General features: G+C 37.2%; 13 protein-coding genes and 2 pseudogenes. 12 read left to right on the top strand and 3 right to left on the bottom strand.

What is annotated here, in order from left to right:
* Nucleotides 1-16 precede the first annotated feature (16 nt).
* The gene (locus FB379_RS11235) at nucleotides 17-880 is read right to left on the bottom strand and encodes a polysaccharide deacetylase family protein (protein WP_130156613.1); all 864 of its coding nucleotides are present in this window, start codon (nucleotides 878-880) and stop codon (nucleotides 17-19) included.
* A gap of 856 nt (nucleotides 881-1,736) precedes the next feature.
* On the opposite strand from FB379_RS11235, the gene FB379_RS11240 reads away from it, so the two are divergent.
* Complete coding sequence (locus FB379_RS11240; protein WP_144598017.1) at nucleotides 1,737-2,198, top strand: 2-thiouracil desulfurase family protein; 462 nt, start codon at nucleotides 1,737-1,739, stop codon at nucleotides 2,196-2,198.
* A 26-nt stretch (nucleotides 2,199-2,224) separates the two neighbouring features.
* Here FB379_RS11240 and FB379_RS18465 read toward each other — a convergent pair whose 3' ends face one another.
* Nucleotides 2,225-2,389 carry a hypothetical protein gene (locus tag FB379_RS18465; protein ID WP_158640189.1) on the bottom strand — a complete coding sequence of 55 codons (165 nt, stop codon included), beginning with the start codon at nucleotides 2,387-2,389 and terminating at the stop codon, nucleotides 2,225-2,227.
* A 638-nt stretch (nucleotides 2,390-3,027) separates the two neighbouring features.
* Here FB379_RS18465 and bioW point away from each other — a divergent pair.
* The 4 genes and pseudogenes from bioW (at nucleotide 3,028) to bioD (ending at nucleotide 6,790) form a co-directional block, all read left to right on the top strand.
* Nucleotides 3,028-3,798, top strand: a complete 771-nt coding sequence (gene bioW / locus FB379_RS11245; RefSeq protein ID WP_130156616.1) for a 6-carboxyhexanoate--CoA ligase — start codon at nucleotides 3,028-3,030, stop codon at nucleotides 3,796-3,798.
* Between the two features lie 53 nt (nucleotides 3,799-3,851).
* Nucleotides 3,852-5,134 (top strand): annotated as a pseudogene (gene bioA / locus FB379_RS11250) (adenosylmethionine--8-amino-7-oxononanoate transaminase).
* A gap of 22 nt (nucleotides 5,135-5,156) precedes the next feature.
* The gene (bioF, locus tag FB379_RS11255; RefSeq protein ID WP_144598018.1) at nucleotides 5,157-6,329 is read left to right on the top strand and encodes an 8-amino-7-oxononanoate synthase; all 1,173 of its coding nucleotides are present in this window, start codon (nucleotides 5,157-5,159) and stop codon (nucleotides 6,327-6,329) included.
* Nucleotides 6,326-6,790, top strand: a pseudogene (bioD, locus tag FB379_RS11260) (dethiobiotin synthase). Before bioF ends, bioD begins: the two are co-directional and overlap by 4 nt.
* 735 nt (nucleotides 6,791-7,525) lie before the next feature.
* Here the strand turns inward: bioD and FB379_RS11265 are convergent.
* Nucleotides 7,526-7,777 (bottom strand): TyrR/PhhR family helix-turn-helix DNA-binding protein, encoded by a 252-nt coding sequence (locus tag FB379_RS11265; protein WP_144598019.1) that lies wholly within the window; start codon nucleotides 7,775-7,777, stop codon nucleotides 7,526-7,528.
* A 431-nt stretch (nucleotides 7,778-8,208) separates the two neighbouring features.
* Here FB379_RS11265 and FB379_RS11270 point away from each other — a divergent pair, with 431 nt between their 5' ends.
* The 7 genes from FB379_RS11270 (at nucleotide 8,209) to FB379_RS11300 (ending at nucleotide 15,395) form a co-directional block, all read left to right on the top strand.
* Complete coding sequence (locus FB379_RS11270; protein WP_063389492.1) at nucleotides 8,209-10,254, top strand: methyl-accepting chemotaxis protein; 2,046 nt, start codon at nucleotides 8,209-8,211, stop codon at nucleotides 10,252-10,254.
* 324 nt (nucleotides 10,255-10,578) lie between these two features.
* Nucleotides 10,579-10,854: an autorepressor SdpR family transcription factor gene (locus tag FB379_RS11275; RefSeq protein WP_144598020.1), complete on the top strand. Its 276-nt coding sequence runs from the start codon at nucleotides 10,579-10,581 to the stop codon at nucleotides 10,852-10,854.
* Entirely contained in the window at nucleotides 10,854-11,501 is a 648-nt protein-coding gene (locus tag FB379_RS11280) for an SdpI family protein (protein ID WP_375338810.1), read from the top strand. Before FB379_RS11275 ends, FB379_RS11280 begins: the two co-directional genes overlap by 1 nt.
* Before the next feature lie 468 nt (nucleotides 11,502-11,969).
* Nucleotides 11,970-12,713, top strand: coding sequence for an amidohydrolase family protein (locus FB379_RS11285; RefSeq protein WP_144598021.1), 744 nt, complete (start codon nucleotides 11,970-11,972; stop codon nucleotides 12,711-12,713).
* 321 nt (nucleotides 12,714-13,034) lie between these two features.
* A complete protein-coding gene (locus FB379_RS11290) occupies nucleotides 13,035-13,910 on the top strand; it encodes an ABC transporter ATP-binding protein (RefSeq protein ID WP_063389488.1) in 876 nt (291 codons plus the stop codon).
* Between the two features lie 13 nt (nucleotides 13,911-13,923).
* On the top strand, nucleotides 13,924-14,721 hold the full coding sequence (locus FB379_RS11295; RefSeq protein WP_144598022.1) for an ABC transporter permease subunit: 798 nt from the start codon (nucleotides 13,924-13,926) through the stop codon (nucleotides 14,719-14,721).
* A gap of 20 nt (nucleotides 14,722-14,741) precedes the next feature.
* Nucleotides 14,742-15,395, top strand: coding sequence for a TetR/AcrR family transcriptional regulator (locus tag FB379_RS11300; RefSeq protein WP_063389486.1), 654 nt, complete (start codon nucleotides 14,742-14,744; stop codon nucleotides 15,393-15,395).
* The last annotated feature ends 720 nt before the right edge of the window (nucleotides 15,396-16,115 follow it).

A 16,115-nucleotide genomic window follows, 5' to 3' on the forward strand; every position in this document is an offset into this window, starting at 1 on the left:
TTATGAGCGAAGTATATTATTCTTCGTAGAAGTTGTCATAGATTTCACCGAGAGTCGCAAACCATGCACCGCGGGATTCCATATATTGAATCAATTTTTCTAACATTTGGATCATATGTGCTCGTCCGATTGTTTGCGGGTGTGTCGTCAACACGAAACAAGCCCCTTCTTCTTGATCACATGCATAATCGAAAATGGATGCCCAACGCTCAAAAATATCTTGGGCAGGTCTTTGCCCTTCTTGTATACCTGTTATATATTCTACTTGTGGAAAATCATCGAGGTACCAAGAAACAGGGATTTCCAATATGGTGCTTTCTTTCAAGAAAACGTTCGCTTTATCAGCGTTTACTTCTACCGGTCTCGGCCAGTAAGGATGAAGATCATTTCCCATCAAACTGCTATCGTATTTAAACCCATATTTTTCTAAAATACTCAATGTATTTGGACTAAAATCCCAATAAGGAGATCTGTAGCCACGCGGTTTCACGCCGATTTTGGCGAGGGATTCCAACCCCATTTGCATGATTTTGTCTTCTTCTTCATAGCTCATTGTGGTAGGATTTTCATGAACATACCCGTGATGGCCAATTTCATGGCCACGAGCCGCTACCTCTTTGCAAATGTCAGTGAATGTATCCACAGTATGACCTGGAATAAACCAAGTTGTTTTGATGCCGTATTTGTCAAACAGTTTTAACAATCTTGGGGCACCAACTTCAGCGCCAAACTCACCACGTGACATGTAGGCAGGAGAAGTGAGGTTAAAAGAACCGATCCAGATGGATTGTGCATCAAAGTCACACCCAATGTTTACTGCTACTCTTTTTCCTTTCGGAAGCTTTACTTTTCCGTTTCGTTGTTTTCCGATTTTTTGCATTATATTTCCTCCCTTATTTGTTAAATTTGATTGCGCTTTCATTATAGTTTTAAGATTAAGGGTTTGAAAATTCCGATTATTTTAGCATAGTGTAAAATTATTTGATTTTTCATTTAACAACATTTTTTGTCGGATTATTCCAAAACAAAGAAGCTGCTTCAAACGTCAATGCTAACAGCAGAAGAAGGCACCGTTTGATTATGTTGTTTATGTTTCGGATATTTTAGGAAATTTCGATCAGCGCTTTGAAAAATTCAAGAATGCGTCAAACTGACAAGTTTTGTTCAAAATAATTAAATCGGTACCTGACTCATTACGAATTATGTTCTAGATTGTTAAACAAGAGAGCCCTTAATATTGAACTCTATTTCAAATTTTTGATCAGAAAATTATTAATCTAAACATTGCGGAGGAAGAAACGGGAGATTATTAAAAGAGGTCAGAATGACTAATAAAGCCTTAGCTTTGTGCAAAAAGGAAGCAGTTTTATTTGCCTGAGATCTAGGTTCGTTTAGCAGGGTGTAAAAATTTACACATAAATTTTAACTGGGCTGTATGTCTCGACATTTGAAACTATGTGCAAACTATCGGAAAAAAGAGAAAAGCGGTAAAAATTTACGAAAGTTTTCTATAGTTAGTATGTTAGTAATTAGTAATAGCAATTCCAAAATTAGATACGTATATTGAAGTTACATATCGAAACAACATCATTTGGTATATAATAGAACTGAAGAAGATATCATAATTGGGTCATTTTCATTAGTGAAGCCGTTAGCCAAAAAATTTGTTCCGATATAGCAATTTATAATTGTAATAGGTATAACATAAGAAAATTAGTTGCAAAAGAGGTGATTTGATGATATTAGTAAGCTCCTGTTTAGCGGGGTTAGAAGTGAGGTATAATGGGACGCATTGTTTACATAATAAAATATGGAAATTAGTTAAGGAGAAGAAAGCCGAAATGGTTTGTCCTGAAATATTAGGCGGATTTTCGACTCCTAGAGAACCTGCAGAGATCATCGGTGGAAACGGGGAGGATGTACTGGATGGAAAGGCGAAAGTAGTGGATCGGTCAGGCAACGATGTGACAGAGCTTTACATAAAGGGCGCTTATGCGGCTTTAAAAAAAGCAAAAGAAATAAAAGCAACATTAGTAGTTCTCAAAGAGAATAGTCCGTCCTGCGGCAGTTCAATGATTTATAACGGCGAATTTACTGGAAAGAAAATGGTTGGAAGTGGGGTAACAGCTGCTTTACTAAAGAGAAACGGGTTTCAGGTCATTTCAGAAGAACAATTTGCTGAACTAGATTCTTTTTAACTACGAGTTGAATTGGAATCGATTTTTTAAAAGTCCGCTTTTTCCTGTTCATATAATTTAGATTGATAGAATAACGAACGAATCCTTGAATTGTTCAATTGAATGCCAACAATACCCGTTGTTTGTGCAACAGTTGGTTTGTCATTTTTTAGAGAAAGACCGGATGCTATATCATTGAGTTGTTTGTCCATCTGGGTAATCTTTTTTTCGACTTGGTTCAACCGCTCATTAATTTCAGTCAATTGCTGCTTTGTTAGTTCAAACTGTTGATCAACTTGTTTGATTTAAAACGTTAATCGATTTGTTCAAAGCGCTGCCTTGTTTCCCGTATGATTTTTTAGTTGCTCCGCTAATTCCTTCAACGCTTGTAAAATCATCTTAGCTATAAGATGGGTCTAAATTTCTTCATTTTTATTCTTTCTCATTATAACATGCTCCAGCCATTTCAACGAAGACCACATTATTTTTTTCAAATCGGCATTGAACTGATAATGAATGAGAAAAGCGAGGAATAATCATATCCTTTTAGACGGCATTTTTTAAGATAAAAACATTTTGCAAAGCATTCCTACTCAGCTTAACCGCTTATCTTCAATAAAAGCTCCTTTCACCCGAGACTGGCTGCCATTTTGAGTGCGTATTTTAGTTAACCAATTGACATTAATAGATAACAATTTTATCATTTAATTGTTAACCTTTTTATTTTAAAAGTTAACATAAAACAAAAGATTGTAGGTTGAAAAATTAGAAATAGCTTTTTAATTAGTTTAATGAATTTTGAAGGAATTTCTTTGACATAAAACAAATGACGGAGGTTGGAGGCCAACGAATGGAAGAGGAAAGGTATTATAGTGTCAGAATGAGAGCTGCCAAGAATGGACCTCATGAACATGGCGGAAAACATATATCTGGTGGAGAACTGCTTTCAACCTATAGTGATTTAAAAAATTCAGTAAATGCTTTATTAGAAAAGGGACTTCATCACTCAAGAGGTACTCCGGATTTTATGCAAATTCAATTTGAATCTATTCACGAACCGATTAAACGAATTCAACCATTACATATTGACACAAATGAGGCAGATACAGTAGAGAAAGGGCGAAAGTTGTCTAGGCTGCTTTTGGAGAAAGTCGGTATCGAAAGACAGGTTATTGAAAAAGCATTTACAGAATGGACGAAATATTCAGGAATGAGAGGCGCTATATTAATTGATGTTCATTCAGGAAAACGTATTGATGATAGGCAGGAAAAGGGAGTGCGTGTTTCAAGAATCGATTGGATGAAGACGAATTTTGAACATTGGGCAGACTATTTTCATGTGCCCAAGAGTACAAGAATCAGGGAAGCACTTGTGATTGCCACAAAGGTGTGTGCGCATCCGGCTACCATCGCTGAACTATGTTGGTCAGACGATCCTGAATATACTACTGGCTATGTTGCAAGTAAAAAGCTGGGGTATCAACGGATTACAAACCTAAAAGAATATGGAGATGAACGTGGCTGCCGCATCTTTTTTGTTGATTGCAGGAAAGATCTGAATGCCTATATTCACTATTTAGAAAAACAGCCAGTCTTTATTCATTGGGAGGTAGAGAAATGAAACAACAATTAATCGAAAAAAGTAAAAAATATCTATGACTGCCTTTTACACAGATGATGATCATCCTTTAATAATTGAAAGCGGCCAAGGAATGAAAGTTAAAGATATTGAAGGAAAGAATATATGACGGCTTTTCTTCCGTTTGACTAACGTACATGGTCATCGTAAAAAAGAACTGGACGAAGCAATTAAAAAAAAGCTCGAAAAAATGCCACTCCACATTGTTAGGCATGACAAATGTTCCAGCAACAGAGCTCGCGGAAAAGCTCATTCAAATAAGTCCTGAAAAGCTGACGCGTGTTTTTTATTCAGATAGCGGAGTGAAGCGATGGAAATTGCACTTAAGATGGCGTTTCAATATTGGAAAAATATCTATAAGCCAGAGAAACAAAAGTTTATTACAATGCAAAACGGCTATCATGAGGATACGGTCGGTGCCATAAGTGTCGGTTCCATCCAGCTTTCTCATCAAGTATATGGGTCATTTATGTTTGAAAGTTTTAAGGCACCTATTCCTTACGTTTATCGGTCAAAAAGCGGCGATCCGAAACATTGTCGTGATGAATGCTTAAACATACTTGAACAACTGCTTAAGGAAAAGCATCAGGAAATTGCGCACTAACAATTGAATCAATGGTCCAAGGAGCGGGTGGGATGATTGTGATGCCTGATGGATTTTTAGCAGGTGTCAGCGAATTATGTACAAAATATGATGTCTTAATGATTGTTGATGAAGTGGCAACGGGTTTTGGCCGTACTGGGAACATGTTTGCCTGTGAATATGAACATGTCCAGCCTGGCTTAATGGCAGTTTGGAAAGGAATTACAGGCGGTTATTTACCAATCGCTGCCATATTGACAACAGAGGAGATCTATCGGGCTTTTTAAGATGATTATAACAAGTTCAAAACGTTGTTCCACGGCCATTCCTATACAGGCAACCAGTTAGGATGCGCTGTAGCCATTGAAAATTTACGTTTGTTTGAATCGGAAAAAGTGGTAGAGCAAGTTAGTGAAAAAGCAGCGTATATTCAACAGCTCCTTCGTTAGCTCAAATCACTTTCTCATGTAGGAGATATTAGGCAGCTTGAATTTATGTGTGGAATTGAACTTGTTTATTCGAAGGAAACAAAGGGGACTTTCCCTTCAGAAAAAAGAATAGGCTACCGCGTTACGTTAAAAATGAGGGAGCTTGGCATGCTGACGAGACCATTGGGTGACGGTCATTGTATTTATGCCTCCGCTTGCCTGTATAAAAGAAGAACTTAAAGAAATGGTATCGATTATGAAAGATGCAATTGTCACGGGTAACAGAAAAAGAGGTTTTGCTTTTTAAAGACATAATGAGGTGACAAGCGTTGAACTTTAATGGGTGGTTAAACGACCGTTTAGCGAAGACAAAGGAATCCGGCTTGTATCGGACGCTTAGAACAATGAATACTGCACCTAGTCCCGAAATGTACGTAGATGGCCAAAAGTACATAGTATTTTCCTCAAACAACTATCTGGGCTTGGCCAATGATTCACGCTTGATTCTTGCAGCAGAAAAGGCATTGCACGAGTTTGGGGTTGGGAGCAGCGGCTCGAGGCTAACGACAGGCAATACGCAGTGGCATCAAAAGCTTGAAAAAAGATTTGCAGATTTCAAACAGACTGAAAGTGCCTTGCTGTTTTCAAGCGGTTATTTGGCGAATATCGGCGTGCTTACTTCATTGCCTGAAAAAGGTGATGTTATTTTTAGCGATCAATTAAACCATGCGAGTATTATCGATGGATGCCGTCTCTCACAAGCAGATACCGTCATTTATAACCATGTAGATATGGAAGATTTGGAAAAGAAATTAAAAGAAACAAATTCATCACGGCGACGCTTTATTGTCACAGATGGTGTCTTTAGTATGGATGGTACCATTGCGCCTTTAGATAAAATCATGTCACTTGCTCAACGTTATCATGCATTTGTCATTGTGGATGACGCACACGCAACAGGTGTTTTAGGAGAAAACGGCAGGGGAACAAGTGAATTTTTTCAAGTCTTTCCGGATGTAGTGATTAGCACTTTAAGTAAAGCGGTTGGAACGGAAGGCGGGGTCGTTTCTGGATCGAAGGTTTTCATTGACTTTTTGCGAAATCATGCCAGAACCTTTATCTTTCAAACCGCACTATCACCATCTATTTGTGCAGCTTCATATACAGCATTGGAAATCATCGAACATAGTAAAGAAAAACGACAGCAATTGCTTATAAAAGCAAAACGAATAAAAACTAGTTTACAAGAAATGGGGTACACCGTGAAGGGAGATCATACACCAATTATTCCTGTATTGATCGGAGATGCTCATAAGGCTGTCATATTTGCAAAAAGATTACAAGAAAAAGGAATATATGCCCCGGCGATTCGACCGCCGACTGTACCTATCGGAGAAAGCAGAATTCGGTTAACGGTGACCGCGGACCATAGCTTAAAGGAGATAGATTATTTGTTGCATGCATTTAAATTAATCGGAAAAGAGTTGAATATGATCAAATGAAAGGTTTTTTTGTAACAGGAACTGATACTGGTGTTGGAAAAACGATAATAGCTTGCGGACTAGCAGCTGTATTAAAAGAGAAGGGAATGGATGTCGGCGTCTTTAAACCGTTTTTAAGCGGTATTTGGCGTGATGATCCAACAAACGATACAAGTCTTTTGAAAAAAATGTCAAAAACATCTCTTTCCATGAAGATATTTCCCCTTTTGCATTCAAGGCGCCACTTGCTCCTTTCGTTGCAGGAAAACGTGAAGGGAAGTCTGTTCGGCTAAAGGATGTCCTGAACCACTGGGAGAAAAATTAAAGAAAGGCACGAATACTTTATCGTTGAAGGTGCCGGCTGCATTTTCGTTCCGCTAGGCAAAGACTTTTTAGTGAGTGATTTAATAAAAGAGATGCAGCTGCTGCCCATTGTTATTGTAGCAAGGCCAAATTTGGGTACTGCCAACCATATTTTTTAACTGTTGCATACACAAAAAGTTTAAGTCTGAAAATTGCAGGCATCGTGATAAATGGTTATAGCGATCAGAACAAACAAACCCGCAGATTATAGAAGAGTTATGTGATGCGCCTCTATTAGGTATAACACCTAAGCTTAAACATTTAACAAAAGAAAACATTGAAAAAATGGTTAAAGATCACATTGAGGTGAACGCATTAATAGGCGATTTTCAATAAGTCTGGAGACGGAAACGTATGTGGACTGCCTTGAACGAGCTTCTTGAGCGCATTTTCTAAGATTTCAAAGGCTGCACTTAGTTCTTTAAGGAACATTAGGTGTTAGTCCAAGTGTTCGTCGAAAGCAGTATTATTGTTTCAAAAACATTTTATGAAGATGTCTATTTAAAAGAATTTAAGTTAGCGATCGAAGCACGAGGAATCATTGGCAATTATCTTAATATTTTTGATCACGAATGTCCCCACTTGAATGCTAAACTAAAGCAGATTTGAAGTTATCACATTCTGGGGTTGTCCCAAAAAGGGAATTCCTTTAAATTTGAAAACGTATTACATGAAAAAAGGGAACTTCAAAGTCGAAAATTGACTTATGAGACACCCCATGTAAAAATTCTACTTCTTTAATATAGAGCGTTTGAAAAAATAAATGAGGACGCTTCTTTTGATAAGGCAACTGCAAATTATTTTTCTTCGGCACAACAGAATAAAATCTTTAGATGAGCAGAAATCGAGATTGTTTATATGTTTGCTTTTTTGGGATCTAAACCCCATCTCTTTAATTTTTTGACTAATGTGGAATGGTCGATGCCGAGTTCTTTTGCCGCAATCCGTAGTGATGGATGTTTTTTGATCACATCTTTTACAATTCGCTGTTCAAATTTTTCCACTCGCTGTTTCAGCGTCAAAGCTTCTTCACCGTTTTTTTGATCATGAATGTGCAAGGGAAGATGGTGCAGTTCGATCAATTGAGAGGGAACCAATACGATCATGCTTTGTCTCTTTTTCTGTTTTTTTGTCGGAATTTTCTATTTATCATCTTGATTTCTCCTCCTCATTTCGCTTTAATAAAAATGTATCCATCATTTTCCTGAAACATTTTTTGAAACATATGTAAAATAATACCTTAATTTGAAAGTTATTTAAAAAATCTAAATAAATGTCCGTTTATTAAAAACGAAAGCGAGGGGAGATTGTGCAGTTGAACGATAGGCAATCGGTCAAATTGTAACCGCTTTACTGATATAAAGTGAGAAAATTCAGAATTATCGAAAAGGAATTGGATACGGCAAGATGAGCCGTTGGATTTATTTTTCACTGATGATAATAAATAAAAAACTAGATATGAGATTTAAATTTTCCTAAAAAACAAACCTACAGCCGTTTTTTTACATTTGTCGATTTAAAAGGGGGATATGACGGAATGACTATGAAAGCTAAGCTTTTTGCTTTAATGGCAGGTTTTGTTTTTTTGTTATTGTCCAGCACGTTTCTAGTATTATGGTTGGAAAGAAACACTTTAGAGAAAAAAGGGAATGAAATAACTGATGAAGTATGGAAGGAAGCGGAAACAAAATTAGAGGTGGAAGTGGAGGCGTTTGCGAATCAAATTTCCAGAAATTTAGTTGAACTTGAGCAGTCGATGGAGAAAAATATGCTGAATGCAGCCTATTTATTGCAGGAGCAGGATCGGGGGAGAACGTTACATAACGAAGATTTGAAGCGTTTGGCAGAGCAAACAGGGATGACAGATTTTTATCTGACAAATCGAGATGGAATTTTTGTCGCATCTACAGAGAAAGCGGCACTAGGGAGTAATTTATTTGATATTTGGGACGGATATCGCAAATTGCTGACGGGTGAAGAGCAGATGCTGCCTTCAACCTTGACGATCAAAGCAGAGACCGGAGAGATTTTCAAGTTTATGGCCATTCCCCGCGCTGATGGAAAGGGAATTGTCGAATCGGCGTTAGATGTAAGCAATTTTGAATCGTCGCTCGCCCGTCACATCCAAGAGAAGGAAGAAGTGAAAGCAATTTATTTGTTTGATCCCAAACAAGTCGTATTGATGGAAACATTAAAGAAAGAACAGCGATTGCTGTGGGAAAAAGGAAAGGCTGCAAAAAACGAAAATGTTCAGTCAGTCTTTTCTTCCGGAAAAACTCGGATTTTCCTGAAGGACAATCATGTGGAGGCTTATGTTCCGGTAAAAGCGGATGGAAATGTGCGTTATGTATTATATACCTTGTTAGATGCTGCCCCGTATTTCCAGCATGCCGAATCCACTAACCAAGTATTGCAGGAGTTTCAGCAGTTGATTAATGGGGTTGGATATAAAATCATGCTGGCGATTTTTATCTTTTCACTGTTGTTCCTCTTTGTCCTTTTTGGTGTGATCCGCTCGGTGTTAAAGCCGTTGAAATTTTTCTCTAGAGTCCTGCGGGAAGCAGGGGACGGGCAGGAAGTAAAATGGGAGCAAGTAAAAGCGAAAGAGTTAAAAGAGATTCAAGAAGCAATTACAGAAGTGGTACAAAAGTACCGGGAAATGCTGTCGGCAATCCAAGGCAATTTAGTTGCTGTCACAAAGACCCAGAAGGAATATCGTTCAGAGATGGATACAACGCTGGAGACATTGGAACAGGTTACCAAGGCTGTGACAGATAATGCACACAACAATCAACAGCAAGCTGAGCAGCTGAATGAAGCCGGGGAAATCGTGGAAAATATGTCCCGTACCTTGACGAATGTTTCCAGCATGACATCCGAGCTCGAAGACTTCTCAAACAATGCCAAGGGTCTAGCGGAAAGCAGTATTCGGGGGTTGGAAAATATTACGAATGTAATAGAAAATATCTACAAAGGAGTAGAAGAAAGCGGCAGCCGAATCGAAAAGCTAGCCAAAAGTTCAGAGGAAATTGGAGGAATTATTTCACTAATTAAAGGTATTGCGGAACAGACAAACTTGCTGGCGTTGAACGCAGCCATTGAAGCCGCTCGAGCTGGAGAACAGGGGAAAGGATTCGCTGTCGTGGCCGAAGAAGTCCGAAAACTGGCGGAGGAAAGCAGAAGGGCAACTGATAAGATTGCTCAAATCTTATTGGATATTCAGCGAGAAATTGCCAGTACGAAAGAAGGAAATGACAATCAATTGTCAGTTATTATAAGCAGCAGACAGGGAATTCAGCATGCGAACGATTCTATTCAGCATTTGATTGATGCTACGAAAGAGTCGTCAAGAAAGATTGCCCAGCTGGGAGATTCGGTTGAAACTATGTTTCAAAACGGCCAATGCGTGATTGATGTATTTGAGAATATGCACGGCAACATTCAATCCAATGCCGCAAACAGCGAGCAGCTGCTGGCCATGGTGGAAGAGGTGACGGGAGCGTTGAAGAGATTGAGGGATTTGTTGAATAACATGACAAATTCCACCAAAAAATTAGAGGAAGTAGCGGCTGCAACCCGCTAAAAATATGAATTGCTTATATAGAAAAGCCGCCGCAGCGGCTTTTTTTTTCCCAGAAGAAGAAAAAACAAATTGAACTGGAGAAATGAAAATATGAATGGTGTGGTTTATTATGGTATAGAGTGTAGGAAAAAATCAGACGGTTCGATTTTTCAACGGCTTCGTTACTTAACCTGTTTTACGAACTCATTGACAATTATCTGCAAATAGAATATTCTATAATTAGAAAAATATCTAAATATCTAATTTTTTTTGTTTCGTAATTAGATGATTTTCTAAATATCTAAATAGAATATTACTTATTTTTTTTAAAAGGTGGTGCGTTCTTTGTTATTTAACGAAGCGTTTAAAGCCATTGCTGATCCCACTAGAAGAAAGATTCTTTCCTTGCTGAAAAGTGGGGATTTAACCGCTGGTGAAATCGCTTCCCATTTTGATATGCAGAAACCGAGCGTGTCGCATCATTTAAAAATTTTAAAGCAAGCGGATTTGATTCAAGATCAACGCGTCGGACAGCATATTTATTATTCGTTAAACACAACCGTCTTTCAAGATTTAATGAGTTGGTTTTATGATTTTTTACAAAAGGAAGGGGATAAATGATGAGAACAAATCGCTTCGTGGTCATGTTGACGGTTTTTAGTTATTTGTTAAGTTTGATTGCGATCCCATATCTACCTGATGAAGTGGCCACTCATTGGAATACGGCTGGTGAAGCGGATGGGTACAGTAGCAAATGGTTTGGGGCGTTTAGTCTCCCTTTCATTATGACTTCAATCGTATTGTTAATGACACTTTTACCAAAAATGGATCCGAAAAAAGCAAACTATGAAAAATTTAAAGGGAGCTATAACATAATAATCAACGTATTAGTGATCTTTTTTATCGCTCTTCATATCGTGACATTAGCCTATAACCTAGGGTTTCCTGTAGATGTGGATTTATTTGTGCCAATCGGAATCGGAGTTTTATTCATTGTATTAGGAAACTACATGCCTAAACTCAAACATAACTACTTCGTTGGGATTCGTACACCTTGGACGATAGCGAATGAAACAGTTTGGAACAAGACGCATCGTATAGGCGGAAAAGTGTTTGTGTTCATGGGATTAGCATTAATGTTGACGGTATTTATTGAAGGAATATGGGGTTTTATCTTGTTTTTAGCCGTTACATTGATCGGGGTTGTATATTTGTTTGTTAAATCCTACCTATATTTCCAGGAAGAACAACGGAATGGTTTGCGGTAAGTGAGCAAAATGAAAGAATAGTATGTTCGATTCAAGAACAACAGTCTTCTATTTTTTAAGCATGAATTTTGTATAATATTTACAAAAAAGATCCCGTCTTTTTCTTTCTGTTTATCATGAATAGGAATAACGATACGATATTGGAACGAGATAGGCTGATTTTTTATGTACTTTTAAAAAATCATAATAAAGAGAAAGTTTTAAAGTCAGTTTATACTGACGTTTTTTGCAGATTTGATATAAAGTTTGGTAGAAACTCTATTATAGAAGATGATAAAGAGCCATATTTATGCATCTTTTTTTAACCAAATATAATAGAAGCAAGAATATTCCGATATTAATTGAAAAAATACAGTAATAATTATAGGCATGATTATAATATTGAAATTTGTAATTAAGATTAAATGTTGGTTGGTTCAGCCAAGATGAATCTTAAAATATATACATTCAATTGAATGGGGTAATCTGATGAAAATATTTGATGCACATTTACATATTATTGATCCAAAGTTTCCATTATACGAAAATCAAGGCTTCTTGCCCGAGCCATTTACAACAGAGGATTATTTACAACATGTATATACAATTGATTTAGTAGGTGGAGCAATTGTTTCAGGCTCTTTTCAAAAGTTTGACCAAACATATTTGTTGGATGCATTACAAAAACTAGGGAAGAATTTTGTCGGTATAACACAGCTTCCATACGATACGTCCGACGAAGAAATTATTGAGCTAAATAAACACGGTGTCCGAGGACTGCGTTTTAATGTAAATCGCGGGGGTTCTGAGGACATTCGTCGATTAGATTATTTTGCTAAAAGAGTTTATGAGCTAGCTAATTGGCATACAGAATTGTATATTAATTCAAAAGAGCTGCCGGCTATCAAGCCAATTATCGCCCAACTTCCAGCAGTATCCATTGACCATTTAGGCTTGTCGAAGGAAGGATTTCCACATTTGCTTGCATTAGTTGAAATGGGTGTACGTGTAAAAGCAACAGGATTTGGACGAATTGATTTTGACCCGGTTGAAGCGATGAAAGATATCTATAAGGTGAATCCAGATGCCCTCATGTTTGGAACGGACCTGCCTTCTACAAGGGCAAAAAGACCATTCCGGTTTTCAGATATCGAATTAATCCAAGAGCATTTTGATGATAAAGCAGTTAAAAAAATCCTTTATCAAAATGCAATGGAATGGTACTGTAAATAAAGTAAAGTGGAATTAAGTACGAAAAAGGGAAATATAAAGCGAAAGTTTTCAAAAAAATTAAGCAAAGGAAACATTTCACGCCTTTTTATTGCATATTTATATTTTTATTCAAACAATGCATATACGACAAAATGGGATGTCTATTTAGATGGCATCCTCTTTTTTTGTTTTGGAGAAAATGGATTATGTCATGTTCTTCGCATGGAACTGTTTTCAACCTGCAGTTTTAAAAAAAAACACATTGACTATCCAGTCAATTTTAATATAATGGAGTTGACTGCTCAGTCAATCCGTACAAAGCCACCCAAAGGAGGCGTAAGGATGAAAATTATCGATGTTAAAAATTTGACCAAAACGTATAAGAAGAACAGGGGAATTGTGAACTTAACGTTTTCAGTTGAAGAAGGGGAAATTTTTGGATTTATCGGTCCGAATGGAGCAGGCAAGAGCACAACCATTCGAACGCTTTTAAATTTCCTCTATCCGACCAGCGGGAGCGCTACGATTTTCGGGAAAGATATCGTCAAACAGTCAAAAGAAATTAGGCAAAACGTGGGCTATTTGCCGTCTGAAGTTCATTTTTACGATGATATGAAAGTGATTGACTTATTAAAATACTCGGCAGGCTTTTACAAAAAATTTAACCAAAAAAGAATGAAAGAGCTGGCAGAAAGACTTGATCTCGATCTCCATAAAAAAATTGAGGATCTCTCATTTGGCAATCGGAAAAAGGTTGGGATTGTCCAAGCGCTTTTGCATGAGCCAAAACTTCTAATCTTGGATGAACCGACAGGCGGACTCGACCCGCTTATGCAAAACACTTTTTTTGAAATTCTTACAGAGGAAAGAGAGAAGGGAACAACGATTATTTTTTCCTCTCATATTCTTTCTGAAGTGCAAAAGATGTGCGATCGGGTTGCCATTATTAAGGAAGGGGAGCTTGTTAAAGTAGAAACGATTGAAAATCTCACGAAAAACAATTTGAAAAATATTACCATTACGTTTGAACAAACGAATGCAATTGACTTCGATCTGGAAGGAATAGTGAAAAAAGAAATAAACGGCAGCGAAATGATGCTGCTTTACAGCGGGGATATAAAGACGCTTCTAAATCAATTGAATACTATGCCGGTTCAAGATCTATTAATTGAAGAGCCGTCTCTCGAAGAAGTATTTATCCATTACTATGAGAAGTAAGGGAGGGATCTATATGATTTTTAAAAGAGAGTTGAAACGGAACTTAAAATCTTTGATTATTTGGAGCGTCGTACTCAGCGGTCTCATTTTATTGACGTTAAGTATTTATCCGCAGTTTGCTGAGCAGCAAAATGAAATGAACAAACTGCTTGAATCCTATCCGGAACCGATAAAAAAAGTGTTTGGAATGAATGAATTAAATCTTGGAGAGCTAATGGGTTTTTACGGAGTAGAAATATATATGATGACTACACTTTTAGGAAGCATCTACTCGGCCATTCTTGCATCCAATATACTGGCGAAGGAGGAAAATGAAAAGACGATTGAATTTTTGCTGTCAAAACCGGTCGGAAGAAGCCGAATCGTAACAGAAAAACTTTTGAGCGTTTTCGTAAATATATTGATCTTGAACGGAGTTTCAACGATAACAAGTATCATTGGATTTCAATTTGCAGATGACCCGGATGTACCGACAGACACATTTACCTTACTAGCCGTCGCAACCATTTTGCTTCATTTGACATTCGGTGCCATTGCGTTTATGTTGTCATCAATGTTGAAAAAAACAAGAAGCATCATGTCTGTCTCACTTGGGATTGTCTTAGCTGCCTATTTTATGAATGTGATGGCAGGGATTTCGGAAGACTTAGAAGTTCTAAAATATTTCAGCCCGTTTAAATATGTGGACGCCGCCCAAATTATTAATGATAATAAATTAGAGCCTCTTTATATGTTTATTATGGCTGCTGTCATTTTCATTAGTGTTATCACTTCATATATGGTATATAGAAAGAAGGATATTGCAGTTTAATGAAAATTGAGGTGTAAAAATTGTATTCAGCATTTGAAAAGCAGCCGCAGGAAAAGAAAGATTTGATTATCAAGGTGGCCATTGAGGAATTTGTAAAAAACGGTTATGAAAAAGCTTCTACAGATGTCATTACGAAGCGGGCGGGAATTTCTAAAGGAATCCTTTTTCATTATTTTAAGAGCAAGAAAAACTTATACCTTTATTTAGTTAATTATGTGAAAGATCTTCTAACGAAAGAAGTTATGGAAGCCATAAAACAAGTTAAAGCTGATGATTTCTTTGAAAGAATTAAAGAAATTGTCCTGATAAAACATAAAGTGACAGCGAAGTATCTGCTAGAAGTTCATTTTATTGCGGATGCTTTCGCCAATCCCCCTGTAGCAGTTAAGGAAATGGAAGAAATTATTAAGGAACACTACGAAACGTACCAGGACGATTTTATGCTGGAGCATGTTTATATTAAAGACTTAATCCAAACGGAAAAACTGAGAGATGATATTTCCGTTGATACCGTGATCAATATGACGATGTTTATCGGTGAACAGCTGTCTAATAAGTACCTGACTCTATACAAAAATAAGCAAATTGATATTGCTCATATTTTGGATTCTTCGATAAAGGAACTGAATGATTATCTTAAAATTGTGAAATATGGGATTTATAAACCGGAATAAATGTTGCTTCATTTTCCCGCGGCGAGTAGCTGCGGGATTTTTGCATATTAGCAGCAGTTGAAATAGTTACTCCAAAACAAAGAAGATTTAATTAAACTTTTTAACAAAAATTGATCTAAAAAAGCAAACTAAGAAAAATTTAAGGGCAGTTATATACAGAAAAGACCTGTCTGCCAGCGGATGGAATCACGTAGGCTAACCACTCCAATTGTAAAGCATAAAGCGCTATGCTCGTAAAATGTCATGAATATATAGTTAATCAGTGATAGATACGGTCCATAAAATCAGCCGTTATCAAGTAAACTTTATCGAATTCATCGTTGCTAATAAGAGTCATCATCCTTTTTCATTAATTATTGGGAGAGGAAAACGATGCAAACAAACGTTGACCAGTGTACCCATGTATATACGACGATCTATCCAATATGAATTGCTATCAGTATCGGTCAATCGACATGAAGCCATGCAGTCTGTTGTTCCTGAGTGTTTTCGATGTTGAAAACATCAATGCATTTATCATATTCGCAAATTGGCTGGATCGCCTTTAATGAAATATAGTATTTTCATTTTGCACGCTGATCGTCGTGTGGAAAAAAAACGGGAGAGACCATAGTAACCTATTATTGTGTGAGTAAAATGTTTGTGGGAGAAATTCTTAGAATTCCCCGATGAGGGGGTTGGGAACGTAGGTTCGCAATCCCCCTCATCGGGGCCACCAAG

The organism is Aeribacillus composti, assembly GCF_007827555.1.
Classification (GTDB): domain Bacteria; phylum Bacillota; class Bacilli; order Bacillales; family Aeribacillaceae; genus Aeribacillus; species Aeribacillus composti.